The 24,513-nt window shown below is 61.1% G+C and carries 20 protein-coding genes and 4 pseudogenes; 13 read left to right on the top strand and 11 right to left on the bottom strand.

Annotated elements, in window-relative coordinates:
* Positions 1-60 precede the first annotated feature (60 nt).
* The 4 genes and pseudogenes from JG739_RS34175 to JG739_RS34160 all read left to right on the top strand — a co-directional run bounded on the left by JG739_RS34175 (position 61) and on the right by JG739_RS34160 (position 3,713).
* Positions 61-1,113, top strand: a complete 1,053-nt coding sequence (locus JG739_RS34175; protein ID WP_199202495.1) for a Fic/DOC family protein — start codon at positions 61-63, stop codon at positions 1,111-1,113.
* Between the two features lie 224 nt (positions 1,114-1,337).
* A pseudogene (locus JG739_RS34170) lies at positions 1,338-1,937 on the top strand (ArdC family protein); the annotation flags it as partial.
* A 214-nt stretch (positions 1,938-2,151) separates the two neighbouring features.
* Positions 2,152-2,763, top strand: a pseudogene (locus JG739_RS34165) (ArdC family protein); the annotation flags it as partial.
* A gap of 47 nt (positions 2,764-2,810) precedes the next feature.
* Positions 2,811-3,713, top strand: a complete 903-nt coding sequence (locus JG739_RS34160; RefSeq protein ID WP_199202493.1) for an ArdC family protein — start codon at positions 2,811-2,813, stop codon at positions 3,711-3,713.
* On the opposite strand, the gene JG739_RS34155 is transcribed toward JG739_RS34160, so the two are convergent.
* From JG739_RS34155 to JG739_RS34140, 4 genes are read right to left on the bottom strand one after another with little or no spacing between them, the layout of a single operon-like run.
* Positions 3,694-4,143: a hypothetical protein gene (locus JG739_RS34155; protein WP_199202492.1), complete on the bottom strand. Its 450-nt coding sequence runs from the start codon at positions 4,141-4,143 to the stop codon at positions 3,694-3,696. The genes JG739_RS34160 and JG739_RS34155 overlap by 20 nt on opposite strands.
* Positions 4,133-5,953 carry a hypothetical protein gene (locus tag JG739_RS34150; protein ID WP_199202491.1) on the bottom strand — a complete coding sequence of 607 codons (1,821 nt, stop codon included), beginning with the start codon at positions 5,951-5,953 and terminating at the stop codon, positions 4,133-4,135. The genes JG739_RS34155 and JG739_RS34150 overlap by 11 nt, the downstream gene beginning before the upstream one ends.
* Positions 5,950-7,737, bottom strand: coding sequence for a site-specific integrase (locus JG739_RS34145; RefSeq protein ID WP_244749624.1), 1,788 nt, complete (start codon positions 7,735-7,737; stop codon positions 5,950-5,952). Before JG739_RS34145 ends, JG739_RS34150 begins: the two co-directional genes overlap by 4 nt.
* Entirely contained in the window at positions 7,734-8,876 is a 1,143-nt protein-coding gene (locus JG739_RS34140; protein ID WP_199202490.1) for a tyrosine-type recombinase/integrase, read from the bottom strand. Before JG739_RS34140 ends, JG739_RS34145 begins: the two co-directional genes overlap by 4 nt.
* Positions 8,877-9,027: 151 nt before the next feature.
* On the opposite strand from JG739_RS34140, the pseudogene JG739_RS34135 reads away from it, so the two are divergent.
* A pseudogene (locus JG739_RS34135) lies at positions 9,028-9,324 on the top strand (zincin-like metallopeptidase domain-containing protein); the annotation flags it as partial.
* Here JG739_RS34135 and JG739_RS34130 read toward each other — a convergent pair.
* From JG739_RS34130 to JG739_RS34110, 5 genes are all read right to left on the bottom strand, one after another.
* Positions 9,325-9,804, bottom strand: coding sequence for a hypothetical protein (locus JG739_RS34130; protein ID WP_199202489.1), 480 nt, complete (start codon positions 9,802-9,804; stop codon positions 9,325-9,327).
* Positions 9,779-10,900 carry a hypothetical protein gene (locus JG739_RS34125; protein ID WP_199202488.1) on the bottom strand — a complete coding sequence of 374 codons (1,122 nt, stop codon included), beginning with the start codon at positions 10,898-10,900 and terminating at the stop codon, positions 9,779-9,781. Before JG739_RS34125 ends, JG739_RS34130 begins: the two co-directional genes overlap by 26 nt.
* Entirely contained in the window at positions 10,827-11,594 is a 768-nt protein-coding gene (locus JG739_RS34120) for a hypothetical protein (RefSeq protein ID WP_202367952.1), read from the bottom strand. The genes JG739_RS34125 and JG739_RS34120 overlap by 74 nt, the downstream gene beginning before the upstream one ends.
* Before the next feature lie 49 nt (positions 11,595-11,643).
* Positions 11,644-13,275, bottom strand: a complete 1,632-nt coding sequence (locus tag JG739_RS34115) for a hypothetical protein (protein ID WP_202367951.1) — start codon at positions 13,273-13,275, stop codon at positions 11,644-11,646.
* A 124-nt stretch (positions 13,276-13,399) separates the two neighbouring features.
* Positions 13,400-14,545 (bottom strand): tyrosine-type recombinase/integrase, encoded by a 1,146-nt coding sequence (locus tag JG739_RS34110; protein WP_199202485.1) that lies wholly within the window; start codon positions 14,543-14,545, stop codon positions 13,400-13,402.
* Positions 14,546-14,726: 181 nt separating this feature from the next.
* On the opposite strand from JG739_RS34110, the pseudogene JG739_RS34105 reads away from it, so the two are divergent.
* From JG739_RS34105 to repC, 8 genes and pseudogenes are all read left to right on the top strand, one after another.
* Positions 14,727-15,515: pseudogene (locus JG739_RS34105) on the top strand (ArdC family protein); the annotation flags it as partial.
* Between the two features lie 190 nt (positions 15,516-15,705).
* Positions 15,706-15,783 (top strand): hypothetical protein, encoded by a 78-nt coding sequence (locus tag JG739_RS36595; RefSeq protein ID WP_446720588.1) that lies wholly within the window; start codon positions 15,706-15,708, stop codon positions 15,781-15,783.
* A gap of 65 nt (positions 15,784-15,848) precedes the next feature.
* Entirely contained in the window at positions 15,849-16,235 is a 387-nt protein-coding gene (locus tag JG739_RS34095; RefSeq protein ID WP_183445375.1) for a transposase, read from the top strand.
* Positions 16,232-16,576 (top strand): IS66 family insertion sequence element accessory protein TnpB, encoded by a 345-nt coding sequence (gene tnpB, locus JG739_RS34090; RefSeq protein ID WP_183445374.1) that lies wholly within the window; start codon positions 16,232-16,234, stop codon positions 16,574-16,576. The genes JG739_RS34095 and tnpB overlap by 4 nt, the downstream gene beginning before the upstream one ends.
* A gap of 76 nt (positions 16,577-16,652) precedes the next feature.
* Positions 16,653-18,293 carry an IS66 family transposase gene (gene tnpC / locus JG739_RS34085; RefSeq protein ID WP_183445373.1) on the top strand — a complete coding sequence of 547 codons (1,641 nt, stop codon included), beginning with the start codon at positions 16,653-16,655 and terminating at the stop codon, positions 18,291-18,293.
* A gap of 456 nt (positions 18,294-18,749) precedes the next feature.
* Positions 18,750-19,955 carry a plasmid partitioning protein RepA gene (repA, locus tag JG739_RS34080; protein WP_199202484.1) on the top strand — a complete coding sequence of 402 codons (1,206 nt, stop codon included), beginning with the start codon at positions 18,750-18,752 and terminating at the stop codon, positions 19,953-19,955.
* Between the two features lie 79 nt (positions 19,956-20,034).
* Positions 20,035-21,021, top strand: a complete 987-nt coding sequence (repB, locus tag JG739_RS34075) for a plasmid partitioning protein RepB (protein ID WP_199202483.1) — start codon at positions 20,035-20,037, stop codon at positions 21,019-21,021.
* Positions 21,022-21,179: 158 nt separating this feature from the next.
* Positions 21,180-22,385, top strand: a complete 1,206-nt coding sequence (gene repC, locus JG739_RS34070) for a plasmid replication protein RepC (RefSeq protein ID WP_199202482.1) — start codon at positions 21,180-21,182, stop codon at positions 22,383-22,385.
* 15 nt (positions 22,386-22,400) lie between these two features.
* Here the strand turns inward: repC and JG739_RS34065 are convergent, their stop codons facing one another.
* Together JG739_RS34065 and JG739_RS34060 are read right to left on the bottom strand one after the other, a co-directional pair.
* Complete coding sequence (locus JG739_RS34065; RefSeq protein WP_202367950.1) at positions 22,401-23,051, bottom strand: hypothetical protein; 651 nt, start codon at positions 23,049-23,051, stop codon at positions 22,401-22,403.
* 217 nt (positions 23,052-23,268) lie between these two features.
* Positions 23,269-24,471, bottom strand: coding sequence for a site-specific integrase (locus JG739_RS34060; RefSeq protein WP_199202480.1), 1,203 nt, complete (start codon positions 24,469-24,471; stop codon positions 23,269-23,271).
* Positions 24,472-24,513 lie beyond the last annotated feature (42 nt).

Raw genomic sequence — 24,513 nt, 5'->3', positions numbered from 1 at the left:
CAACTGTCAAAGGCGAAAGGCCGCCTGCCCTACGCAGGCGGTTTTTTGTTGGCCCCGCCGATGTCCGAGAGCCCTGCCAAAGGTTCCTATTTCTACCCGAACACGTCGGACGATCCTGATCGTGCTGATGTGCTGCGCAACAGGTTCGGCATCGAGACTCATTCCGAACTCCGCATCGAAGAATACCGCGCCACGGCTTTCCGCATGGCGGAAATTGCCGAAGGCGACGGCCCGCAAGGGCAATTCGACAAGACGCACCTGAAAGCCATCCACAGCCACATCTTTCAGGACGTCTACGAATGGGCCGGGCACACCCGCAACGAAAGCCCGATCGTGGACGGGCAGCGTGTGGAGCCGATCGGTGGCCTCTCCAAAGGCGGCACTGCGTTCCTGCACGGCTCGCGCATCGACATGGGGCTCGACGAGGCGTTGAAGCCTATCCGTGATCCCGACGTTTTGCGAGGCTCGACGCCAGATCAGTTCGCCGAGCGTGCGGGCCAGGTCATGGCCGAGCTCAATTATGTACATCCCTTTCGCGAGGGCAACGGACGCACCCAGGAGGCGTTCATTGCCGAGCTTGGCCGTCACTACGGTCATGAGGTCGATTTCACCGTCATCACCAAGCCGCGCATGATCGAGGCGTCGAGCGAAACCACGAACGACCCGTCAAGCGCGGCCATGAAATATGTGCTTGAGGACGCGGTTGATCCGAACCGCCGCCAAGCCCTTCGGGCCGCGCTGTCCGACCTCGAGGTGCGCGGCGAGGTACCCTTTGAACACAACGTCCGCACAGCCCGCCCAGGCGAAGAAGTGACCGGCCAGGTGCTCGGGCACGACGACCGTGTCGCCAGCATCGTCTCGGACGAACGGATCATCGCCGTCGATCGCGCGGACCTCCCGGAGCGACTGCCCGATGATGAAGCGGAAATCACCTTCACCGCCCGATCCGACTTTTCCCGCCTTGGCCGTGAGCCACAGGCCATCGAGGCGCCCGTGCAGGCCGAAAGAGCCGAAGCGACCCTGCAAGGCACGCCGCCTGCCGACCTGGCCATCGAGACGGATATCGCGGCGCAGCGAGCGCGTGAGCGCGATAGCGATGACCGCGAACGGTGACAGCGTCCGCAGGCGGCAAGTTGCTCAGCGACCGTAGTTGACCGCCGGCGCGTTCGATGCGGCCGGCCGTCTCCATCCGTTGGGTGATTTGACGGACAAGCTACGACAGCCCCTCCCCCATGCAACCGCTGGCGCGGTCCTCCTCTCCGTTGCGGCCCTACGGGTGCATGGGCTCGTTTCGGCTATCTTCGGTCTTTGCCGTCAACCAACGGATGGAGACGGTCATGCAGAGCATCAAGGACACCTACCAGCGCATCACGGACACCATTGTCGAGCAGCTTGGAGCCGGTACCAAGCCGTGGATCCGCCCCTGGCGCGGCAATGCCCGCCGCAGCGCGATCATTCCGCGGCGCGCTACCGGCGAAGCCTACCGCGGAATCAACGTCATCATGCTGTGGGTCGCGGGCCAGACGTTCGGCTACGAGGAAAACACCTGGATGACCTACCGGCAGGCCCAGGACTTCGGCGGTCAGGTCCGCAAGGGCGAAAAAGGAACCCTTGTCGTCAAGTACGGCACGTTCACTCCGAAGGATCACGAAGGCGACGAAGACCGCGAGATTCCGTATCTGAAGGGCTACCCCGTCTTCAATATTGAGCAGATCGAGAACATGCCGAACAGGTTCTTCAGCCCGGTCGAGGAGTTGCCGGGCAATCCGGTTCCGCACATCGAGACCGTCGAGAGCTTCGTCCAGAACACCGGCGCAAGCGTCAACTACGGTGGCACCAAAGCTTGCTACCGGCCCAGCATCGACGACATCCTTATGCCGGACCGCGGGCGTTTCGACAGCGAGGTTCACCTTTACTCGACTTTGCTGCACGAGTTAGGTTTCATCGCAAGTGTCCTCCTTGCCGCGATGCCTGTCGCTGGGAGGGCCTGACCATGGCTTCTCTCGATCGCGCGGACGTTTACGCCCGCATAACAGCCGAGATTGTTGCGGCTATCGAAGCCGGCGCCGGTGAGTATGTCATGCCCTGGTTAGGTCATTTTGCAAATGTATTCTTGAGCGCTGACACCTCCTGCGCAGGGAGGGCCTGATCATGGCGGATCAAGATCGGGCAGACGTGTACACCCGCGTCACGGCGGAGATCATCGCGGCCATCGAGCAAGGTGCAGGCGAATGGCACGCGCCGTGGTTCCACAACGGCACGGGCGCTGCACGGCCAACCAATATATCCTCTGGCAGGCGCTACCGCGGCATAAATACGGTGGCGCTTTGGGTAGCAGCCGTGGCCGCCGGTTATGGCGACGGTCTGTGGGGAACCTACAGGCAATGGCAGGCCGCCGGCGCGCAGGTCCGCAAGGCCGAGCGTTCGACCACCGTCGTTCTGTGGAAGCAGATCGCTTCCTCCGAGCCGGCTGATGACGATGACGACGATGAGGAAGGTGGCCGGCGCCGGATGTTCGCCCGGGCATTTTCGGTGTTCAACGTCGCTCAGGTAGACGGATACGAGCGTCCGCCGACGGACACGCTGCCGGAGAACGAGCGTCTCGCACACGCGGAGGCGTTCATCACCAATCTCGGCATCAAGACCGTCTTCGGCGGATCGGATGCTTACTATCTTCCGTCTTCCGATACGGTGTTCATGCCGGACTTCGTTTCCTTCCGCGATGCCGCATCGTTCTATGGGGTGTGGTTGCACGAGTTAGGTTTCATCGCAAGTGTCCTTCTTGCTTCAGCACCTGCAGCAGGGAGGGCATGACGATGGCTTCTCTGAACCGAGCAGATGTTTATGCCCGCATCACTGAAGAGATTATCGCTGCCATCGAAGCCGGTGCTGGCGAGTATGTGATGCCCTGGCATCATGATGGAACAGCCACTGCCCGGCCGACCAATATTGCATCCGGCAAGGCCTACCGTGGCGTGAACACACTTGCCTTGTGGGTCGCGGCGCATAGCGCTGGATATCCTGCCGGCCTCTGGGGAACGTATCGCCAATGGCAGGCCCTTGGTGCCCAGGTGCGCAAAGGTGAGAGATCCACAACCGTCGTCTTCTGGGGGCAGATCGGCGGCAAGACTTATGAGGATGATGATTCCAATGATGGTGAGCGTCGGCGTCTATTCGCCCGCGGCTATTCGGTGTTCAACTGCGCCCAGGTCGATGGTTATGAGCCAGAACCGGCGGTTGCCCGCTCGGAAGAAGAACGTATCGCACACGCTGATGCTTTCTATGCGAACCTTGGGATCAGCACCGTATATGGAGGCAACGAAGCCTACTATTTGCCTTCGGCTGATCGGGTGCATATGCCAGTTTTCAGCTCATTCCGCGACGTCGCGTCTCATTACAGCGTGCTTTTCCATGAAGGTCTTCACGCGTCAGGAGTAAAACACAGACTCGACCGCGATCTATCCGGACGGTTCGGCTCCGAAGCCTATGCCATGGAGGAGATAATTGCTGACGCTGGAGCAGCCATGGTTCTCGCCGATCTATCGATATCGGCACGGCCAAGGCCGGATCACGCCGCCTATATCTCCAGTTGGTTGAAGGTCCTTCGCGCCGATACCTCCGCCATCTTCACGGCCTCAAGCAAGGCTCAGGCCGCTGTCGACTGGATGCATGCGCAACAGCCCTGCCAGCAGATCAGCGCGGTAGCGGCCTGACAGGCAACGCAGCGGCAGGCGCCAATGGCGCCCGCCGCTGCGAGGATGCCAGTTTGTCCTCCGCCGTCCTCGCCCGGTGAAGGAGTGCTAGATTTTCGCTCGCCAGCTTCCGCTTTTCTTCGCTGTGCCGGCGGGCTTCGGAACGGAGCTGTGCAATCTCAACCTCCATTTCCGTCACCCGGGCCGCGAGGTCTTTGGAAGGACCTGGTGCCTGTACGGCGGCCTCGATCTCATCGAGGATGTCGCGATGTGTCGTGTAGAGCGGATTTCGGCTTTTCCCCGCTTCACGCGCGACCGAAGCGGGACTGATCCTCACGATGCGCCCCTGATGATCCGGATGGCGGCCCTCGCCACGAACCAGTCGAGCCAGCGCCGCACGATAAGCGCGCGCCGCAGACAAGGCGGAAGGCGAGCGTGGGTCATCCATCATGTTCTCCGATCCTGATCAGGACATTGTCGCATTGTTCGATTGCCTCGGTGAGAACCGCGACCGTCATTTCGTTGGCGGCAGGGAGCAACACCTGGTTCCTCGTCCGACGGTCCTGCCAATAAGGCGCATGCTGCGGCTCGATCACCATGTTCGCGCAGCCCAGGCAGACAGATGGACTCCGGCCGGCCTCGCTGGGTGCTATTTCACCTCCACAACGACTGGTCTCCTGCTGGAACACACACCAGCCGTAATCGCAGGCGTGGATGCGCAGGTCCGTTTCGGCGAGGACAAACTCGATGTAATCCTGACGGACCTGCTCGCCGGCGCGTCCCCGGAACCGGGCGTTGCCCGCGACAATGCGCTCGCCCATGCGCCCGGCAAGTCGATCGCTGACCAGCATTCGTTCCAATGCCGTGGCTGTTTCCGCCCGGTTTTCATGATCGACGAGTTGCCGGAGATCGAAGTCGCTGCCGACATAACCACGCGCGGTCATCGCGACCGATGCGTGTTTGTAATGCCCCGCAAGGCCAAGAAGTTGCGACCGGTCCTTTCGCGCGATAAAGCGCGCAAACGTCTTGCGGAACTGGTGGCTGCTGAATGCCCAAGGCTTTCCCTCGTGCATGGGCACGCCAACATGTCGGGCAAAATCGTTGATCCGCCAGCCGATATGCATCTGGGTGACCGGGACGATCTCGCCGTACTGGGTATTTTTGACGAGGAAGAGTTCTCGCCTTCCGGACGCTTTACGCAACGGTGCACTCAGCTGCTCAAGTAGGCTGACCGCCTTCACCACGGGGTCAGGAGCAATCCAGCGCTCCAGTCGTCCGCCATGCTGGTCGACGGTCTTGAACAACCGCGCGACAATGTAGGCTTGATCGACGCCGGTATCCCCGATGGGGTGGAACTCGATGGCACCGACCTCGGTCGAGAGGATTTCGCTCACGCGCATGCCGACGAAGCCGGCAATGATGATATAGCAGGCCTCCGCGAGATGCGTGGCAGCGTGGCGGACCGCATACGCGCCGGACAGTGCTTCGCCCGCAGGGCCTTTCAGATCGGCACGCCGCAATGCCTTGCGTACATGGTAGGAAGCTTGCCTTTTTGCCCCTTGGGTCAGTCCGAACGCCCGTGCCTCGCGTCGGATCGTCTCTGCTTTCACGATCGTTGGACCATGGTCCTCCACCCATTGCAGAGCGGTATTCAGCAAGGAGATCGCAATGGCATCGGGAATGAACGGGATCGCACCGCGCGTCGCGGGCGTCAGGCCTGCCGCCTCATAGGTCGTCTCCTGCGGCAGAGGATCGATCAACGGGGCATCATCAAGCTTGGTTCGCTGTCGATAGAGATCCTTCAGCACCACCATGTAGTTGACGATGGTGTTCGCCGTGATGGGCTTTCCCCGGTATCCCACTCGTGTCAGCAGCCAGGCTCGCAGCCGCTCCACGGCCGCGGCATCAATGCTGCTGAACGTCTCCAGTCCGTCGAGCACCATCCACCGGATCATGGTTTTCAGGGTGATGGCTTTGCCATGCACCGACGTTGGTGACAGCCGCTTGCGACCGGCTGGTGGATTCACGGTCATCGACCATAAGAACTGCTTCGCGGTTTCATGGAGAGCACGCCACGCGTCTTCACTGATGACAGCTCCCTCCGGCAAGGCGATCGTCCAGCTCATTTTGTTCTGGTCGGCGCGCCGGCCGGCGGTCCGGATGTCGAGCAACCATTCATCATCGCCGAACCGGCTCCATTGCGAGAGCGGTGCTTCGGACCACTCGGCGAGAACAGGTTTTCGAGCACGTCGCGCCTTCATTCGATCACCGGCAGAGCTGGTGCCGCTTCCATGGACGCGGCCAAGTGAAGCTCCGGCGAGAAGCGCGGCAGGATGTCGTGCTCGAGGATTTCCAGTTTCGGCGCGTAGAGGAGCCGCCAGCGGTCCGGAGCCAGCGCTTGACGTGCCGCGACAAGGGCATCTCGCGTCGACAGCAACCGGATTAGAACACCAGGATCGAGAGGAATCACCGCGTTCGGGCAGGTGAAGCAGCCCAGCCAGGCCGTGCATAGACGGCCAGTTTTCTGGCCTTCCCCGACGCCCGCGAGTGGATCCTTGCAGATGAAGCCGGCAGCCGTGGCATATTCGGCCTGGACTGTCGCTACGTCGGCATCACGTTCGTCATCAGCCTCATCGTGGGGGCTGCGAATGGCTTCGACGAAGCGTAATTGCAGATCACCGATAATGCGCTCCTGGGCCTTTCGCACGATCGGCCGATCGATATAGCGCTGCGTTGTATCCGGCGTGGCGTGATTGGCGAGGATCTGGGTCTTCAGGATATCGTGCCCGAGCGTTTCATGCGCGAGAGTGAGCCCCGTAGTTCGCAGCGCGGCCAGGGTGAGCGCGAGCGGCGCGCCTTTTTCGTCAACAAGGCCGTGACGTTGGGCGAACAATCTGACGTGCTTACTCATCAAGTAGTCGGGGATCAGCTTGATCGCACGCGTGCCGTTTATGCTCGCGACCAGAAAGAGCCGCTCGCGATCATGCGCCGGAACATGGGGCATCAATAACGCCGTCATTTCCACTACCTGATCGATGAGGTGAGGCACCGACAAACTTTTGTCACGCAGGAAGCTTCGCCGCTGCACTCGGTTTGAGCGGCCCTTCGACCACGTCATGACTTCCCGGCCATCTAAAAGCAGATGATCGCTCATGCAGTCCCGTCGAAGTTCTCGGAGGGCCTCGGGGTTCGCGTAGCTCTGCGCCCCGATGGCGATCATGTATGGAATCAGCGTTTCGGGCAGGGTGTGAAGATAGCTCGCGAGCTTCTGGTTCCCGCCATGCTTAAGCGAGGCGAAGTGAAGCCGCCATCGACCAGCACCGCGCTCCAGCGTCACGTTCTGGGGAGGAACCAACCCGCCGTAATGCTCGACGATGACAGCGAGCATCACACCGAGATCATCAAGGTCGAGCCGACTGAGATCCCGTTCCCGCGCGATAGCCTCGCGGTCGACCTGGGAGAGCAGGGTTTTCCCAGCCTGGAAGGTCGACCAGATTGCTTCTATGTCTTTGCGAGCCGCGGAGAGGATCGCTTCCATCTCAGACCGGCTCAGCGCCTCGCGGGGACGCGTCTCTGCATTCTTGCGAGGAAAGGCGTTGAACGGGATTTCCAGATCGGTGGCGACGAGCTCAGGCCGATTGCGCTTCAGCCAGCGAACCATCTGTTTGAGCACGGACCAGGTGCCATGGCGAGAACTCTTGGTCCACGGTTTGGTATCGAGCCACGCAATAAAAGCTCGTAGCGTTGTTGTATCGACATCCCGCATCGATGTGATGGCGGGATTTTGCTCACCAAGGAACACAAACCAACGGCGAAGCGCATGGAACGCTCCCTCGCGCGTGGCCGGACTGTGACCGGCATGGTGGTTGCGGAAGGCAAGCGCGATTTCGGCAGCGACTCTTGGTGTCATTCCATAGATCGAGAAGTCGAAGCTTTTTTCCAGTCGACCGTTGGGATCAAGGAAGTTGACCACCAGCGAAGTAGGCTCGCCAGCGAGCGGTATAGGCGATGGATCGAGCCGATAATCTTTGCGTTGCCGCTTCATTGTAGAAGAGCCCCGTAAAGTTCGTCGACAGAGGATTCCACCAGTGTCAGATCTGTCGCCAGCACGCGCAGATAGATTGCCGTCGTAGAAAGATCGGCATGTCCTAACACCACCTGGAGGGTGAGAAGTGGATTGAGCTCCGGCTCGTCTTGCGCCCGCCGTTGCAAGAACCGGAGCATCGCTGTCGCAAAGGTATGTCGCAGCGCATGGAAGCTTGCCGTCACACCTGCTGTCCCGGCCGCGGCGGCGAACATTGCACCGACACGGCGAGCACTGATTCCGCGACCGGCTTCCGTCAGGAAGACAGCATCTGGTTCCGCGTAGTCGGCGTGCCGCAATTTGGCTCGTCGAACGATGACCGCTCGCTCTTCGCGCGCATAGGCGAGCGTGCGATCGATCAGGGACAATGGCGGATAAACCGTCCGCGTTTTGCCCCCTTTCGTGGCTTCGATTCTGACGACGACCAGAGCATCCAGACTGGATCGTGGAAGTGACCGCAGTCTCAATCCGGCTACCTCCATCCGGCGCATGCCGGTTGTGACAGCCCATTCGATTATCAAACGGTCGCGAGACCCCAGGCCAGCCATCACGCGTCGCAACGCGACCGGCGACAGCGGTTTTGGCAGCGCCGAGGTTTGCCGGATAGTCAGTTCATTGGCGAGCTGTCGCCCGCCGGTGGCATCAACATGAGTGAGGAATCCCTGCGGCTGACGTCGCGACAGCGCAAGTTCGCTCGTGTTGAACGGTGCAGTATCAGTGAGACCCGCAGCAACACACCATCGATAGAACAAAGCCAATGTTCTGAGGCGACCATTGACGGTGCTGCGGGCATAGGCCCGTCCGGTGTGATCGCTGGGTCGAAAGAGCATCCGATCTCGGTACGCAGCGATTTCCGCGACGCCGACCTCATCCCATATCCACTCATTCGCTTCGAGGGTCTGCCACCAGTCGTAAAGGGCTTCACCATAAGTGCGCCATGTCTGCCGGCTGCGTGTTCGTCCTCTTACGAGCGCAATGTGCAGCAACCAGGCACAAGCCGGTTCGACCAGACGCATCTCTCGGTCGAGGAGCATCGGCACGCCAGGGACTGACATACCGTTCGGTGCAAACTCATCGGAAGTGAACAATAGCTCGGCCAAAGGCTCTCCAATTCGGGCGACCCGCCTTTCGCGGGGAGCAGGCCCTCGGGCCCGCTCCCCGCGAAAGGCGGAGCAGCGTCTCATACGTAGAAACTGTCCTGATTCCCCATCAGGGAGATGACAGAAAGGACGCCATGGAGATGTGACCTAACACGAGACCGGCCACGCCTCGGGGTCGAAGCACCGGCTTGACCGCGATCTCTCGGGCCGGTTCGGTTCGGCCGCCTATGCTGCGGAGGAATGCTGCGTCGAGATTCTCAGCGGGTTTGTCCTTGTCGATCTCGGGATCGCCCACCATCCGCGCCCCGATCATGCGGCCTATGTTGCGTCGTGGATAAAGGTGTTGAAGGACGATTCCCGCGCCATCTTCACGGCCGCGAGTTGGGCGCAACAAGCGGCCGATTGGATGCACGCGCAGCAACCCAGTCGGCATGAGCAGGCCGCTTGATCAGCGGTTGCCGGTGTTCGGCTTCATCCCGTTCAGATGCACGGGAGACCGCAGCGTCCGCAGGTCCGCATCGAGCTTCGCTGCCCTTTTCTCGGCGCGCGCAGTTGCCTGTTCGGCGTCCTGCGCGCGCCGAAGCAACCTCGCATTCTCGGTTGCCAGACCGCGAACCTGCTCTCTCAAGCCGGTAGCGACGGCGCGCCAATCGGTTTCCGGCGCTTCTTTCGATGCCATTGTAGCGTCGATCCGATGCGAAGCCGCCAGAAGCAACTCCGCAACGACATCGCGATGATTGACGTAGATTGCATTGCGCCCGACGCCGGCCTCTCGTGCGAGTCCCGCGACGGACAGCTTCGCGCCGTTTTGCGGCTGGGCGGCGATGAGCCGTTCCAACGCTGCGCGGAGCCGGGCCGCAGTACCGGCACGACGCTTCTGTTGCGGCGATCGTCCATCGCGCTCAGCCGTCACCGCGGAGGTCTCCATCCATTTCGCTCAGGATCGCGTCGCATTCGATTATTCGTTGCTCAGCGAGTTCCCGGCTTTCCCCGTCCAAGTCGGGGTGCTCCAGCAGCGCGGCATTGCGACGCCGTCGATCTTCCCAGACGGGTCGATGCCGCTGGCTCACCGCGAAGTTGGCGCAGTTCACGCAGACACTCTGGCTGCGCCATAGTTCGTTTGGGCCATGATCATCACCATGGCACGCCGAGTATTCGCGCCGATACAGGCAGTAACCCCAGTCGCATACACCAAGCACCATGCCGGAGTCGCGAAGGATGAAGTCCACATAGTCACGAAGCTCGCCGTCCCTTGTGCGCCCCCGGAACCGCGATCGCTGAACGATCATGCGCCCCGCATGCCCAGCGAGCGCTCTGGCGGTTAGGAGATCCTCGAGCGCCGCTCGGGTTTCCTTCATCGTCTCCTCGCCGATCAGTTCGGCGAGTTCGAAGTCAGTCCCCACATAGGCGTGGTCGGTCATGATGCGGCTGATATGGCCCAGATGTTCCTGAAGGGCGTGCAGCCCGGTCCGGTCGCGCTTGCCGATGAACCGGGCGAACGTCTTGCGGCCCTGATGGGTATTGAGGCGCCAGGGTTTGCCTTTGTGCAGGGGCAGGTTGACCAGATCGCGGAACGCCCCGTTCAAGCGCATCGCGACGCTGCCGGTGTTCGGAATGCCGCTTGGCTGCTGGAGCAGGATCGGATCGCGCGTCAGCAACCACAGGCGGTTGCTTCCCACCTGCTTGCGGACCGGCGCCGATAATCGTTCGAGTATTTCGATGGCGCGGACTACGGGCTCCGGGGCTATCCAGCGATGAGGGCGACCACCATCTCCGGTCGCCATCTTGTATACGCGCCCATGCAGATAGCTGATCTCTCCGCCATCGGGACTGCGATGGTGTTCGATACATCCCACCTCGAGCCCAAGTATCTCCGACACGCGAGCGCCAACCAGCCAGGCGATCACGACGAAGCAAGCGTCGTAGATGCGCCCTATCAGAGCGTTGATCTCATTGAACCCGTAGATCGGCCGGTGCCAGGGCGCATTCTCTCCCTCCAGTATGGAGAACGCGAACGAGCCCAACCGACGGCGCTGCTTCCCTTGCTGGGATTGGCCGGGCAGACAGTCTCCTCTCGCGATAAGCCTTCGCCGCAAGGTCGCGCAGCGCGAGCACCTCTTCGGCGGGCTTGCCGATCAACCGCAGCGCGCCGCCGATCAGCGCTGTGGCGACTGCGTCCGGCGTGTATGGAAGCACCCGTTGCGCACGATCGATCCGGCGATTGCGTGGGCGATGCTCGTCCAAGAAGTGGACCAGATCGTCCGGCACCCGGTCCTCGAGCTTCTCCCGCTGGGCATAGAGCCGCCCGATCGTCACCAGATATCCAGCACGCGTTCCGACAGACAGCTTCTGGTCGCGGCGACCCGGACGCGCCTTCAGTGCGTCCAAGAACCCGGCCGCGGCGTTCGCATCGAACTTGGCGAAGCGCGTTAGGCCTTCTCCCGCCATCCAGCAGACCAGGACGCGGACCTGGGTAAACACGCTGATCAGTGAACCCGGCGCGAGACGGCGCTTGCCCGCCGGGGGGTCGATCCGCAACGACCACAGGAAGCGTTTGACGGTTTCCCTAAGAGCCGCCCAGGCGGGATCTGAGAACCGTGTGCCGTCCGGCAGGTCGAACGACCAGGAGATCGTGCGCGCACAGTCAGTAACGCCCGGCGTCGATATGTCGAAGCGCCAGATATCGTCGTCCCACTGCGAAGTCGATGAGACCATCATTCCGGACTTCCCCGGAACCAGAGAGACGGTCGCGACGCTGGTCATCATATCACTCCAGCGCCGGTAACGGCGGCAGTCCCGCCATCATCGCGCGCGCCGGCACATGAAGTTCTGCCGGGAAGTCGGGCAAGATCTCGCTGACCAGCAGATCATGGCTCGGCTTGTATAGCATCGCCCATCGTCGAGGATCGACCTGTGCACGCGCATTGTGGAGTTGCTCGATTGCCGAGAGCACCCGGGCAAGATGCGCGGCGTCTATCGGAACGATCAGGCCGGGGCATGCAAGACAGCCGCCGAAGCTGGGGCACCGCCGGTCTGGCTCTGTGAACGGCTTGAGGCAACGATGGCCGAACGCTTCCGCTGGCTCATTCTCGATCGCCGCCGGCGAGGGGTCGGTGGGCACTGACTGGATCCAGGCCAGCATCAGACCCTGCAGCCGCGCGATCGTCTCGTGTTGGATTCTCCTCGCCTGATCGCTGCGAATATACCGGTCCGTCAGGCTGGCATCGCTGTGGTTGAGCACATTTTGCGCGACCCGGACGTCGCCGCCCGACGCCCGATAGTGCTCGATGGCGACGCTGCCGCGGAACATCATGGGATTGAAGGGAGGAAGCATGATACGCGGCTGGTCTGGATGCGCGGCGTTCCACGCATCGACGCGCGCATTGGCGCGACCTACGAGCCGCGCGATAGCGGTGTACAGCGTCGTTCGCTGGATGACGCCGATCCCGTGCGACGGGCTTCGCATGAGGAACAGGTGGTCGCCTTCCCTGGCTGGCGCGTGGGCTGCGAGCGGCGCGGTCATCGCAAGCAGCTTCTCGATGAGATTCGGCGCCGCATACGGGCGTCGGCGATCGAACGAGCGGCGCTGCGCCCGTTTCAGTCGGTGACCGGCGCGGCCCTTCCGCCAGTCGATGGTGACGCGATGCTCCACCAATGGGTGCGGCTCGATACAGTCGCGATCGATCAGCCGCAGCGCATCGGCATTTCCGGCCGTTTGGATAACCAGGGCGATGTAGAATGCAGCGAGGCAGTCCGACGTGGCATGGAGATGTTTCTCAAGCTGATCGTGACCACCGCATAGATGCAACCTGCGCCCAAGATGATCGGGCACGGCTCGCCTGGGTGGCATGACCCCGCCACCAAAGGTGTTCATAAGACGCAATGTGTGCGGAAGGCTGTCTGGATCCTCGTGGCCATCTGGCGTCGCTAAAACTCTCTTACCCGCCTCGAACAGTGACCACGCCGCGTCGATTTCTTCGTAGCAGGCCCGCAGGATTGCTTTGAGCTGCGGCCCGGACAGGCGATGCCGATTTGGTGAGACGTCATGTCGCCCAGGGAACGGGTTGAACGGGAAGGAAGGTCGAACGGGCAACTGTTTCGGATATTGGCGCGCGATCCACTCGGTTAGCGCCTTGATCGGCTGATAACGGTTATAGCGCAGGCCCGGCGCACATGGTTTTTCCGATCGGGACGGCAAGGCATCCAGCCATAGGATGTATCCGCCGAACAGATCGGTCGTTAGATCGGGAAGCTCGACGACGCTATCATGCGTTGCAAGGAAGCGCGCGAAGGTCTTCAGGGCGATCCAGCATTGTTTGCGCGTTCCCGGCGACGCCGATGCGTGATGACGCCGGAACGCCTCGGCGTAGGCTGAGGCAAGCGGCCGGGAAAGCCCCAACTCGCTAAGATCGAAGCTCTGTGTCGCTTCTCCGCTGGCATACCGGAACAGCACGATGGCGCCGGATCCGATTGCAGGCACCTCTTCATAAGTGTCCGCGAGCCGACGGTCGATGCGGCGGCGATCAACCCGCATCGTCAACCGCCTGACCGTAGAGATACTCGATGGCCTCAGCGACCTCGTCCCCATGGATGTCGACGCAGCGTAGATAAATGGCCGTCGTTTCAACCGAGGCGTGGCCCAGCAACACCTGGAGGACCTTCAACGGATTGATCTCCGGATCGCGCAGCGATGCGGCCTGAAGGCGGACCAGCATCACCATGGCGAACGTGTGTCGCAGCCAGTGCACCGACCCGTCCAGCCCCGCCGCCCCGAAGCCCTGCGCAAGAGCGGCCGACAACCGTGATTTCGTGATCGGACCGCCTCGTCGGTTGAGGAACAGGGTGTCCGGCGGCTTATAGTCGGGACATTTTCGGCACAGATGCTTGATCAGTGCTGCTCGATCTTCACCGATGTACCAGTTGGAGCGATCGATTAGCCGGAGCGGCGGATAGACGGTGCGCTTCCGCCCGCCTTTGGTAATTGTCAGCGGGACACCGACCAGTGGATGCTCATCCATGTGTAATCGGTCACTCCGCGGCACCTGGCGCACCGTCAGTGCACACAGTTCCATGCGACGCATGCCGGTCGTGACCGCCCACTCGGCGATCAACCGGTACGGCATGTCGAGCGCGGCTAACAGCCGGTGCAGGTCGCTGACGCGCAACGGACGAGGAAGTGTTTCGTATTCCGCTACGATCAACGCATTTTGCGCTCCGGGACGCCCCGCAATGTGCGCGAGTAAGCCCTGGCGGCCTTTCCGCACGGCGGGAGCATCCCTGAACGTGAAGGGCAGTTCCTCGATCAGATTGCGGCGATGCGCCCAGGCATAAAACCTGCACACTGATCCTACGCGGTCATTGATCGTGGAGCGTGCATATGGACGACCGGTATGCGGACTTACTCCCTCCAGCATACGGTTACGAAAGCCGAGGATTGTGCCCTCGTTCACCTGATCCCAAGTCAGCTCCGATTGCTCGAGCGTATCGAACCATTCGTAGAGATGTTCGCCGTAGGTACGGATCGTTTCCGGCGAATGCGCGCGCAACTCCGCCTGTTCGAGCAAGAACCTGAACGCAGGCTCCACGATTGTCATTTGATTGGAGAGGAGGAGGGGGAAGCCGGGCGGGATTGGCGGATAACCAGGAGCAGCCCGAATGATCACGACCATATCACGCCTCCAATAGGCCTGGATCGGCGCCGCGCCGGGAAATCCGCTCCGGGCTTCGGCTACGCCTCCGCCCTGCGCGGATCTCCCGGCGCAACGCTGAAGGCACGCTGACGGTCACTCAAAGGCGTCTGCGCTACCCTCTCATACAAGACTATCAGGACAGTTCAGTGACGCGATCTATCCCTGGCACCACGATGGAAGCTCGATTGCTCGCCCAACCAACATCTCTTCCGGAAAGGCCTATCGCGGCGTCAATACGCTCGCTCTTTGGATCGCAGCTCAGGCTCACGGCTTTGGAAGCGGCACCTGGGGCACATACCGGCAATGGCAGGCGCTTGACGCCCAGGTCCGCAAGGGCGAACGCGCAACGACCGTCGTGCTCTGGAAGGAATTTGCAGCCCACGGTGACGATGATGCCGTCGGCGACGATGAGCACCCCCAGCGACGTCTCTTCGCGCGCGCCTTCTCGGTCTTCAACAGCTCCCAGGTCGAGGGCTTCACGCCTTCCGCTGCTCCAATCCTGCCTGACTCTGAACGAATCCCGCATGCCGATGCCTTCATCAGTGCGCTCGGCATCCCCGTTACCTTTGGCGCCGATGCCGCATACTACCGCATCGATCTCGACCACATCTTTTTGCCGGACTTCAATGTCTTCCGCGATCCTGTCGCTCACGTCGGGACTTATCTCCACGAGGCCGCGCATGCCACAGGCTCTAAGCATCGGCTCGATCGAGACTTCGCCAAACGCTTCACCCGCGAGGCCTTGGCAGTCGAAGAACTGACCGCCGAACTTGCTGCAGCCTATATCCTGGCCGATCTGGGCCTGGCGCATCATCCCCGTCCTGACCACGCAGCCTATGTGGCATCCTGGCTCAAAGTGCTGAAGGACGATGCGCGGGCGATCTTCACCGCCGCAAGCAAAGCGCAGGCTGCCGCTGACTGGATGCACGCGCAACAGCCGCCGAGCTGAGCGCCACGTCGCCTTAGGGCCGCCACCGACGCGTAGCCATGGCCTTTTTCACCTTGGCTGCCGCCCAGCCCGCGAGGATCAAAAACGCTGAGGCCTGACACTCCGATTCCGCGATAGCCACGATCGTCAGGCTTGACTGTCAGGATATGTTGCCGAGCTCGCAGCATCGTTCCTGTGTGCCGACCTGGGCGTGGCGCATGATCCGCGTGACAACACAGCCGCCTATCTGGCGAACTGGCTCGCTGTCCTTAAGAATGTAAGCGCGTAGGCGTCCCCACGTAGCGTGCAGGCGGTTGATCGCTCATTTTCAGCATGAATCATGCGGAGAATCCTATGAGCGACAGTATGAGCCATCATCGAACATTCGAGATTTTGACGGCGGAGCCTGTGCCGTCCCGACGCAAGCCGCGCCATCGGTCGGACGAAGAGAAGGCACGGCTTGTCGCCGAAGCGTTCTCGCCAGGGGGCAATGTCTCGGCGGTTGCGCGTTCCGAGGGGCTGGACCCCTCGCAGCTCTATGCGTGGCGCCGCAAGGCGCTTTCGTCGGGCATGGTTGCGCCACTGACGGAGGGAGCGAGCAAGCCGGCGAAGTTCACGCGCTTTGAAGCGGTGGGCAGCGACACGGTGGAAATCGTCATTGGCGACGCAGTGGTGCGCGCCGGCGGCGATGTCGATCCCGATCGCCTGGCGAGGATCATCCGCGCGGTTCGTAAGGCATGATCGCTTCCGGTGTGGTGGTTTACGTGTCGTGCCAGCCGGTCGACTTCCGCAAGGGCGCGGCATCTTTGATGGCGCTGGTCAGGGATGGCGGCCTGGACCCATTCTCGGGGGCACTTCACGTATTCCGTTCGAAGCGTGCGGACCGGGTTCGCATCGTGTGGTGGGACGGCAGCGGGGTTTGTCTTTATTCGAAGACTCTGGAAGATCACAGCTTCTGCTGGCCGGGGATATCGGCCGCGCGCATGCGTCTCGACCACGCCCAGTTGATGGCGCTTCTGGCCGGACTGGACTGGAAAAAGATTCGTCCGGCCAGGGTCAGGCGGCCGTTATCGACGGGCTGAAACCGGCCTGCGGCAAGATGAATCATGCGGCTGGAACGGTTGGGAAAGCGGCTGTTTTTGTGCTCTGTTGCTTGCCATGGTTCTACCGGGTCTTGCCCTTCCCGACGACGTTGATGCGCTGAAGGCGATGATCCTTTCCATGGCTCGCGAGCAGGCTGCAAGCGAGGCCCGGATCGCAGTCGCCGACGCTCGGATCGCAGCATCTGAGGCGGAGGTCGCCCGGCTGAAAGCTGTCGAGAAAAGCGCCAGCGAGCGGATCGCCAATCTCACGTCAATCCTGAAAGTTTTACAGCGCACGCAACATGGCACGCGTTCCGAGCGGCTACGCCTGGCCATCGACGACGAGCAGGCCTCCTTTGCCTTCGAAGAGGTCGAGACCGGCCTTTCGGAAATCCGGAGCGAACTCGACCGCGCGGTCGGGAACAAGCCGAAGCGCGCCCCGCGTCCGCGCAAGGGCTTTGCTGCCCACCTCGAACGCATCGAGGAGGTCGTCGAGCCGGAAATCCCGGCCGACTGCGAGGGGCTTGAAAAGGTTCTGATCGGCGAGGATCGATCCGAGCGGCTGGACGTCGTGCCGCCGAAGTTCCAGGTCATCGTCACGCGCCGTCCCAAATACGCCTTCCGGGGCCGTGACGGCGTGGTCCAGGCTCTGGCGCCGGCGCACATCATCGAAAGCGGGCTGCCGACGGAGCGGCTGCTCGCCTATATCGCCGTCTCCAAATACGCCGACGGCCTCCCGCTTTATCGGCAGGAGGCGATCTATCTGCGCGACGGCGTCGAGATCAGCCGGTCGTTGATGGCGCAGTGGATGGGGCATCTGGGCTTCGAGCTGCAGATGCTTGCTGATTACATACTGGAGCGCATCAAGGAGGGCGAAAGGGTCTTCGCCGACGAGACGACCTTGCCCACCCTTGCCCCTGGTTCCGGGAAAACCACGAAAGCCTGGTTGTGGGCCTACGCACGGGATGACCGACCCTATGGCGGAACCAGTCCGCCAATGGTTGCCTATCGTTTTGAAGACAGCAGAGGTGCGGATTGCGTGGCGCGCCACCTCGCCGGATTCAGCGGTATCCTGCAAGTGGATGGCTACTCGGCCTATACCAACCTGGTCAAGGCACGGGCCAAAGCCGGCAGCAATGAAACAATCCGGCTCGCCGGGTGCTGGGCTCACCTGCGGCGCAAATTCTACGACCTGCACATCAGCGGGGTCTCGCAGGCCGCGACGGATTCGATCATCGCCATGACCGAATTGTGGAAGGTCGAGGACGAGGTCCGCGGCAAGGATGCCGGAAGCCGCGCCGCGCTACGTCAGGAAAAGTCCGTGGCCATTGTCGCGAGCCTCTTCGATCTATGGGAAGCGGAACTGGGCAAGGTCTCCGGAAAATCCAAGACCGCCGAGGCGATCCGCTACGCGCTCACCCGGCGGGAGGCGCTGGAACGCTTTCTGATGGACGGTCGCATCGAAATCGACTCCAATATCGTCGAGCGTGCAATCAGGCCCCAGACGATCACGCGAAAGAATAGTCTATTCGCCGGCAGCCACGGCGGTGGACGAACCTGGGCGACGGTAGCCACCTTGCTGCAAACCTGCAAAATGAACAGCGTCGATCCGCTCGACTGGCTCTCGCAGACCTTGACCCGCATCGCTCAAGGCTGGCCGGCATCCGAAATCGAAATGCTCATGCCTTGGAACTTTAGGCCTGACGTTATCGGCTGACCGCTTACTTAAGAATGACAAGAGGGCCATCATCACGGCCGCTGCCAAGGCGCAGGTCGTCGCTGAGTATCTCACCGCCCTGCAGCCGGGCGCCGCACAGGGAACCGCCTAGTCTTGCAGAGGCAAGCAGTTAACAAGAGCGGCCCCGATGAGGGCCGTCGAGAGCTTGAACCCAAGTTGATTTTTTGACAGCCGTGCAGGATCAGCTTTTATCATTGCAAACCAAAATGATAGCGCGCCCTGCAGGGTCCTTGCCAGGAGAGCCGCTGCCAGTTTGTTCGGACTGGTCGGTGACTCAGGCGCTCACTCGCATGGTTCGCCCATTGTTTTTTTGGACCGGAATGCCGTTAACCTTTCGTTAACGGAAAACTTGTTGCCGGAGCAAAAGAATCAGGCATTATTCACGCTTGCAAAGTGATTTGCGTGAGAAAAGCGTTATTCTGGATTCCGGAAAATATGAATTTGCTACCTGACCACGATCTCGAGTTCGATTTTGACGAGATGATCCTCAAACAGGGGGAGCTTATCTCGGACAAACTGAATTTGCTTCGCTTCGAGCAGTATCCGCCCGACGCCACAAAAGGGCTACGGCAATTCACGCTCGCCGAGGTCGCGGAATATCTCGGGGTCACCCAGAACCACATCAAGAAGCTGCATTTGGAGGGCAAGGGGCCGATCCCGGCGACGACGCCTTCAGGCAGGCGGACATATACTGCCGACCAGATGCTGGAACTTCGGCAGTACCTAGACAAACACGGACGGGCTGACTTCAAGCGCTATGTGCCGTACCGACGGGCCGGGGAGCCGATGCAGGTCTTAGCCGTCGTGAATTTCAAGGGTGGCTCGGGCAAGACAACGACTGCGGCGCATCTGGCGCAGTACCTCGCGCTCACTGGGCATCGGGTGCTCGCCATCGATCTCGATCCACAGGCATCGCTTTCGGCGTTGCACGGCATCCAGCCCGAGCTCGACAAGAACCCGTCACTGTATGAGGCTTTGAGGTATGACGGAGAACGCAAGCCGATCTCCGAAATCATCCAGCAGACGAATTTTCCGGGACTTGATATCGTGCCCGCAAACCTTGAGCTGCAGGAATACGAGTATGAAACTCCGCTGGCCGCTTCGAACAAGAACTCGCCAGAAGGCCGAATGTTCTTCACACGCATAACGACGGCTCTCAGGGAGGTGGACGATCGTTACGATGTGGTCGTCATCGATTGCCCGCCACAGCTCGGTTACCTCACGCTGACGGCCCTGACGGCCTCGACTTCGGTCCTGATCACCGTTCATCCGCAGATGCTAGACATAATGTCGATGTCTCAGTTCCTGCTGATGCTCGGGAGTATATTGCAGTCGATCAAGGCCGCAGGGGCAGCCGTCAAGCTTAAGTGGTTCCGATATTTGGTCACGCGCTACGAGCCGACTGATGGCCCACAGGCACAAATGGTGGGCTTCATGCAGGCAATGTTCGCGCGCCACCTGCTCACGAACCAGATGCTGAAATCGACGGCAATCTCGGATGCGGGGATAACAAAGCAGACCCTCTATGAGGTCGAAAAGTCGCAGTTCATTCGTACGACATACGAGCGCGCGATGGAAAGCCTTAATGCCGTAAATTCCGAGATCACGGGCCTCATCCACAAGGCGTGGGGGCGCAGATGACGGAGAAATTGACAGCCGTGCAGATCAAGGGTTTCGCACGCGAATTCAATGAATTGCGCTTGGATTCCGGAGATAGCTGATGGCTCGGAAAAACCTGCTCGCAAGCGTCACTGCCTCGATAGCACCCGCCAGGGACTCGGAAGGCAGGGCCGAATATGCGAAGCGCGGGGCTTCGCGCTCAATGATGCAGTCTCTCGACGAAATGGCCGAGAATTCCATGCGGTTGCTCGACGGCGAGACAGTTGTGAGCCTCGATCCCGCGTTGGTCACCGCGTCATTTGTTTCCGACCGCATTGAGGAAAGTGACGAAGAGTATCGCGAGCTGCGAGAGGCAATCCGGACGTCTGGGCAAGCGTCACCCATTCTTGTGCGGCCGCATCCCGAGATCTCCGGCCGCTATATGATTGTTTTCGGGCATCGGCGGGCAAAAGTCGCGCGCGACTTGGGGATCAGTGTCCGAGCCGTGGTCAAGCCAATGGCCGATATTGCTCATGTAATCACCCAGGGACAGGAGAACACGGCACGGGCGGACTTGTCATTTATCGAGAAAGCCTTGTTCGCCAAGAAGCTGGCGGACAGCGGAATGACAAAGGATACCCTCAAGGCTGCGCTGACCGTGGACGACACGTTGTTGTCGCGGATGCTGTCGGTTGCCGAGACGGTTCCTGATGCGGTTCTCGACGCCGTCGGAGCCGCCAAGGGTGTCGGGCGCGATCGTTGGGAAGATCTCAAAAAACTCGTTCGGGTGCCGGCGAACGCTGCAAAGGTAGTGGAGTTTGTCAACTCTAGCGGGTTTGGCACAGCGCAATCCGACGAGAGATTCAATCTTCTTCTTAATTTCCTGAGCGGTTCGAAGAAGCCCAAAAAGGGTGGAGGGGATGCCAAGGCCAAAATCTGGGCCCCTCCCGACAAGTCGGTCACGGTTGTCGCAAAAGGTACTGGAAAGGCGTTCTCATTGGCATTGAGGGCCAAGGACGGGCCGCGTTTCGGTGGATGGATCTCGGAAAATCTTGAGCAGCTCTACCGGGCGTTCAGGGATTCGGAGAAGACAACAACAGGAGACTGAAACCGCAAAAGAAAAAGGCCCCCGAACGTCACCGTAGCGGAAGCCCTTCTCGTATCTAGACAATCCGAGAATCTCATTTCCGCGAATCAGTGTCAAGAGTCTTAGCGTCGATTCGGCGAGCGGATTTCTTTTGCCTAATTAGAAGGCGGAAGGAAGAAATGGAGACGGGTATTGCAACGACGCCCTTTGGGCGGCGGCCGATGTCGCTTGCCATGTTGGCAGCGCAAAACGAGTCACGTGAGATCCCCAAGGGCAGGGTCGTCGACAAGTGGCAAATCTACCGCAACCTCTGCGAGGGCAAAAGCATCGTCGGCATCGGCGATCGCGCCCTGGCCGTCCTGAATGCCTTGCTGTCATTCTATCCTGACAGTGAGCTGAGCGAGGAAAACGGCCTTATCGTCTTTCCCTCGAATGCACAGCTGTCTCTTAGAGCTCATGGGATGCCCGAGCCGACAGTCAGACGGCACCTGGCGGCCCTTGTGGACTGCGGGCTGATCATCCGTCGGGACAGCCCGAACGGCAAGCGTTATGCACGCAAGGGTAGGGGAGGCGAGATCGAGGAAGCATTCGGCTTCTCCCTGGCGCCGTTGCTGGCCCGTGCTTGTGAGTTTGAGGCGGCGGCTGAGCGTGTTCGCGCCGACAACAGGGCGCTCAGGCTTATGAGGGAACGCATTACGCTGCACCGCCGGGACATCCACAAGCTGGTCGAGGCGGCCGTTGAGGAAGACGTGCCGGGCGATTGGGGAGGCCTGTGGAGGCGTTTCCGAGCCGTTGTGGAGACAATTCCGCGCCGTGCATTCGTTGCCGACCTTGAACCCATCGTGGCCGATCTGGCCGCGCTGCATGAGGAAGTGGGTAAGCTGCTGAAAATCCATATGGAACCCACGGTTCCGAGCGGCAATGACTCTCAAAACGAGCGGCAGCAATCTGATTCAAATACCGACTCTATTTTTGAATTTGAACCTGCTTCGGAAGAAAGCGGGGCGCCGGTCGAGCCACTAACGAGGACCGCGGAGCCCCCAAAAACCTATCCGCTGGGGATGGTGCTGAAGGCCTGCCCCGAAATTGCGGACTACGCCGTTGAGGGGATCGGCAACTGGCGCGATCTCATGATAACCGCCGCCCAGGTGCGGGGATATCTGGGCGTTTCGCCGTCAGCGTATGAGGATGCCTGCCATGTCATGGGTCAGGAGATCGCCGCAGTGGTCATTGCATGCATTCTGCAGCGGGCGCAGCACATCAATTCGGCGGGCGGCTATCTGCGCGTGCTGACCGATAAGGCGAGGGCAGGGGAGTTTTCGGTCGGGCCGATGCTGATGGCGGCGCTCAAGGCCAACGGTGCGACCGTGAGGATGACGGGATGAGGCCCGCATGCGCATCTAGTTACGTGGGAACGCATCCGCCTGAAGTTCGAAATTGCGGTGGACGTTGCCAAGCATCCGGACCTTTGCTGTGATGGTCGCATCTTTGGGGAACGGGACGCGTTCATCGGTAGTCCAGCCATCTTCGGTACCGGGGATTTGCTTAAGGAGAATCAAGTCGACACGGACAAAGCTCGGACGCTTGTTGCGATCTTCCCACCCATCGATCTGAAAGGGGAAACCACCGTCGCGCGCTCCATTCTCATCCCCGATCTGCCAGACGGCTACTTGTTCGTCGAGATTCGTCGGGCGCTTCTTGGTGTAGGCATAAATGTCTTCAATGAATATCGCGCGCCGGTTCCAGTTCACGAGGCGGACGACGAGAGTGTTGTCTTCGGCGAGATGTTCGATTACGTCGAGTGTCGGGGGCGCGTCGCCCCAAATGAAGTCAGCCTGCCTTTTCAGGTGCGGTACGGTCAGCCAAGCAGCAACGAGCGCGCCCGCTGCGGCAGCCCAGCCACTGAGAGCACCGAACCATTCGCGCCCTCGATCCCAGCTAAAGTTGTAAGTGAGGGCTTGTGTCAGCCACGTGGAGCTGGTGACGGCGAGCACCACGAAACCCCCAATCAGAAAGCCGAGCGTAAAAGCGATAGTGAGGCGAAGCTTCATCGCTGGTTCCATATTATGTTGGCGCTGAACGAGTAGGCGAAGTGCCCGCATGCGCCTGGTCATCAATGTTCGGCAGGGTCGGCTTCGAAGGAACCGCCAATGACATGATGAACCTGCGCAGCCTCGCGGTGAAGACCCCTGACGCTGATGTTTTCAGCGATATGATCGGCTTTGCCGCCGAGCGGCTGAACTGGCGGTGGGTCGGCGGCCTGGGTCTCTAAACGATGATTCTCGCCGCACGCCCCAGTGTCCGCTCGGCATCATTGTAGTAGTTGGATGCCTGCTGGACAGAGCGGTGTTGCGACTGCTGCATGGCTTCGGGCAACGGAATGCCGCGACGGGCGGTTTCGGTGAGATAGCCGGAGCGCAGGCCATGGGCGGAAAACGCCGCCGGGTCGAATCCGGCCTCGGCGACGCGGCGCTTCAGGATCAGGTTGACCGCCTGCGGCGTCAGCGCGCGTTTTTCGAGATTGCCCCAACGGTCGATGCCGCGGAAGACGGCGCCCTCGGTGATCCCGGCGCGTTCGAGCCACGATTGCAGCACCGTCACCGGCCGGCCGACCAGCAGCACGAAGGCCTCGCTGTCGGCCTGCGTCGTTTTTGTCCGGCCGAGCCGGATCGACCGGCACGGGAGTTTTTCGCCGTCGGGATTCTTGGGATCGGCCGGCACCGGCTCTTCCCCGACGATCTGCTCGACCCTGAGCGAAGCAATTTCGCTGCGGCGGCGGCCGCCGGAGGCAAAGGCGGTGATGAGCAGGGCACGGTCGCGCACGTCGACGAGACGGTCCCCGGCGCAGGTGTTGAGCAGGGCGGTCAAAATGTCGGCGGTCACGGCCTTCTTGCTCTTGCGGCCGCGCGGACGGGCGCTGGCGCGCACCGCCAATTTTATGGCGCTCTGCAGACCTGGTGCGTTGAATTTTCCTGTCAGCCCGCGCCATTTGGTTAGCGTCGACCAGCTCGACAGGCGCCGGCGCACGGTGGATGGCGCATGTGGGCCGTCGGTGCGCAACAGGCCTTGGGATTTCATCGTCGCCGCGACGTCGGCCGGCATGCCGTGCACCGGATCTGTCTCGCGTTTCGCAAAATCCCACAGGTGGTGCGCGACGAATTTGATCAGCAGCGTTTCGGGCGCCGGCCAGGGCAGCGGCTGTCCGGTCGCGGCAAAAGACCACGCCTCGAGATAGCCGAGGTCGGAGGCCAGCGCCCGCAGAGAGTTTGCGCCAATGCCTTCCTTGGCGAGATGGCGCAGGGTGGCGACGTCGTCGTCGGTCAAAACCCCGGCCAGAAAATCGCGGCGGTCGAAGGGCAACACGGAATCGAGCGCGTCGAGGGCTTCGGCCCGCCGCGCGACGATTTCAGCATTCTGGGTCTTGGCAAGCTGCCCTGTCACTGGCGCGTTTCCATCTGGCTGGCGTCCCATCCTTGCGGAAAGCCCGTAAAGCCCGTATATTCCGGAACAAAG

The organism is Mesorhizobium sp. L-2-11 (genome assembly GCF_016756595.1).
Taxonomy (GTDB): domain Bacteria; phylum Pseudomonadota; class Alphaproteobacteria; order Rhizobiales; family Rhizobiaceae; genus Mesorhizobium.
Note: the sequence above shows the minus strand (reverse complement) of the source record. Positions and strands in the feature narration are given on the sequence as shown.

What these genes read in the sequence shown, in the direction of transcription:
- JG739_RS34175 (WP_199202495.1), top strand. Translation starts at nt 61, where the DNA reads ATGTCCGAGAGCCCTGCCAAAGGTTCCTATTTCTACCCGAACACGTCG.
- JG739_RS34160 (WP_199202493.1), top strand. Translation starts at nt 2,811, where the DNA reads ATGACGATGGCTTCTCTGAACCGAGCAGATGTTTATGCCCGCATCACT.
- JG739_RS34155 (WP_199202492.1), bottom strand. Translation starts at nt 4,143, where the DNA reads ATGATGGATGACCCACGCTCGCCTTCCGCCTTGTCTGCGGCGCGCGCT.
- JG739_RS34150 (WP_199202491.1), bottom strand. Translation starts at nt 5,953, where the DNA reads ATGAAGGCGCGACGTGCTCGAAAACCTGTTCTCGCCGAGTGGTCCGAA.
- JG739_RS34145 (WP_244749624.1), bottom strand. Translation starts at nt 7,737, where the DNA reads ATGAAGCGGCAACGCAAAGATTATCGGCTCGATCCATCGCCTATACCG.
- JG739_RS34130 (WP_199202489.1), bottom strand. Translation starts at nt 9,804, where the DNA reads ATGGAGACCTCCGCGGTGACGGCTGAGCGCGATGGACGATCGCCGCAA.
- JG739_RS34120 (WP_202367952.1), bottom strand. Translation starts at nt 11,594, where the DNA reads ATGATGGTCTCATCGACTTCGCAGTGGGACGACGATATCTGGCGCTTC.
- JG739_RS34110 (WP_199202485.1), bottom strand. Translation starts at nt 14,545, where the DNA reads ATGGTCGTGATCATTCGGGCTGCTCCTGGTTATCCGCCAATCCCGCCC.
- JG739_RS34095 (WP_183445375.1), top strand. Translation starts at nt 15,849, where the DNA reads ATGAGCGACAGTATGAGCCATCATCGAACATTCGAGATTTTGACGGCG.
- tnpB (WP_183445374.1), top strand. Translation starts at nt 16,232, where the DNA reads ATGATCGCTTCCGGTGTGGTGGTTTACGTGTCGTGCCAGCCGGTCGAC.
- tnpC (WP_183445373.1), top strand. Translation starts at nt 16,653, where the DNA reads ATGGTTCTACCGGGTCTTGCCCTTCCCGACGACGTTGATGCGCTGAAG.
- repA (WP_199202484.1), top strand. Translation starts at nt 18,750, where the DNA reads ATGAATTTGCTACCTGACCACGATCTCGAGTTCGATTTTGACGAGATG.
- repB (WP_199202483.1), top strand. Translation starts at nt 20,035, where the DNA reads ATGGCTCGGAAAAACCTGCTCGCAAGCGTCACTGCCTCGATAGCACCC.
- repC (WP_199202482.1), top strand. Translation starts at nt 21,180, where the DNA reads ATGGAGACGGGTATTGCAACGACGCCCTTTGGGCGGCGGCCGATGTCG.
- JG739_RS34065 (WP_202367950.1), bottom strand. Translation starts at nt 23,051, where the DNA reads ATGAAGCTTCGCCTCACTATCGCTTTTACGCTCGGCTTTCTGATTGGG.
- JG739_RS34060 (WP_199202480.1), bottom strand. Translation starts at nt 24,471, where the DNA reads ATGGGACGCCAGCCAGATGGAAACGCGCCAGTGACAGGGCAGCTTGCC.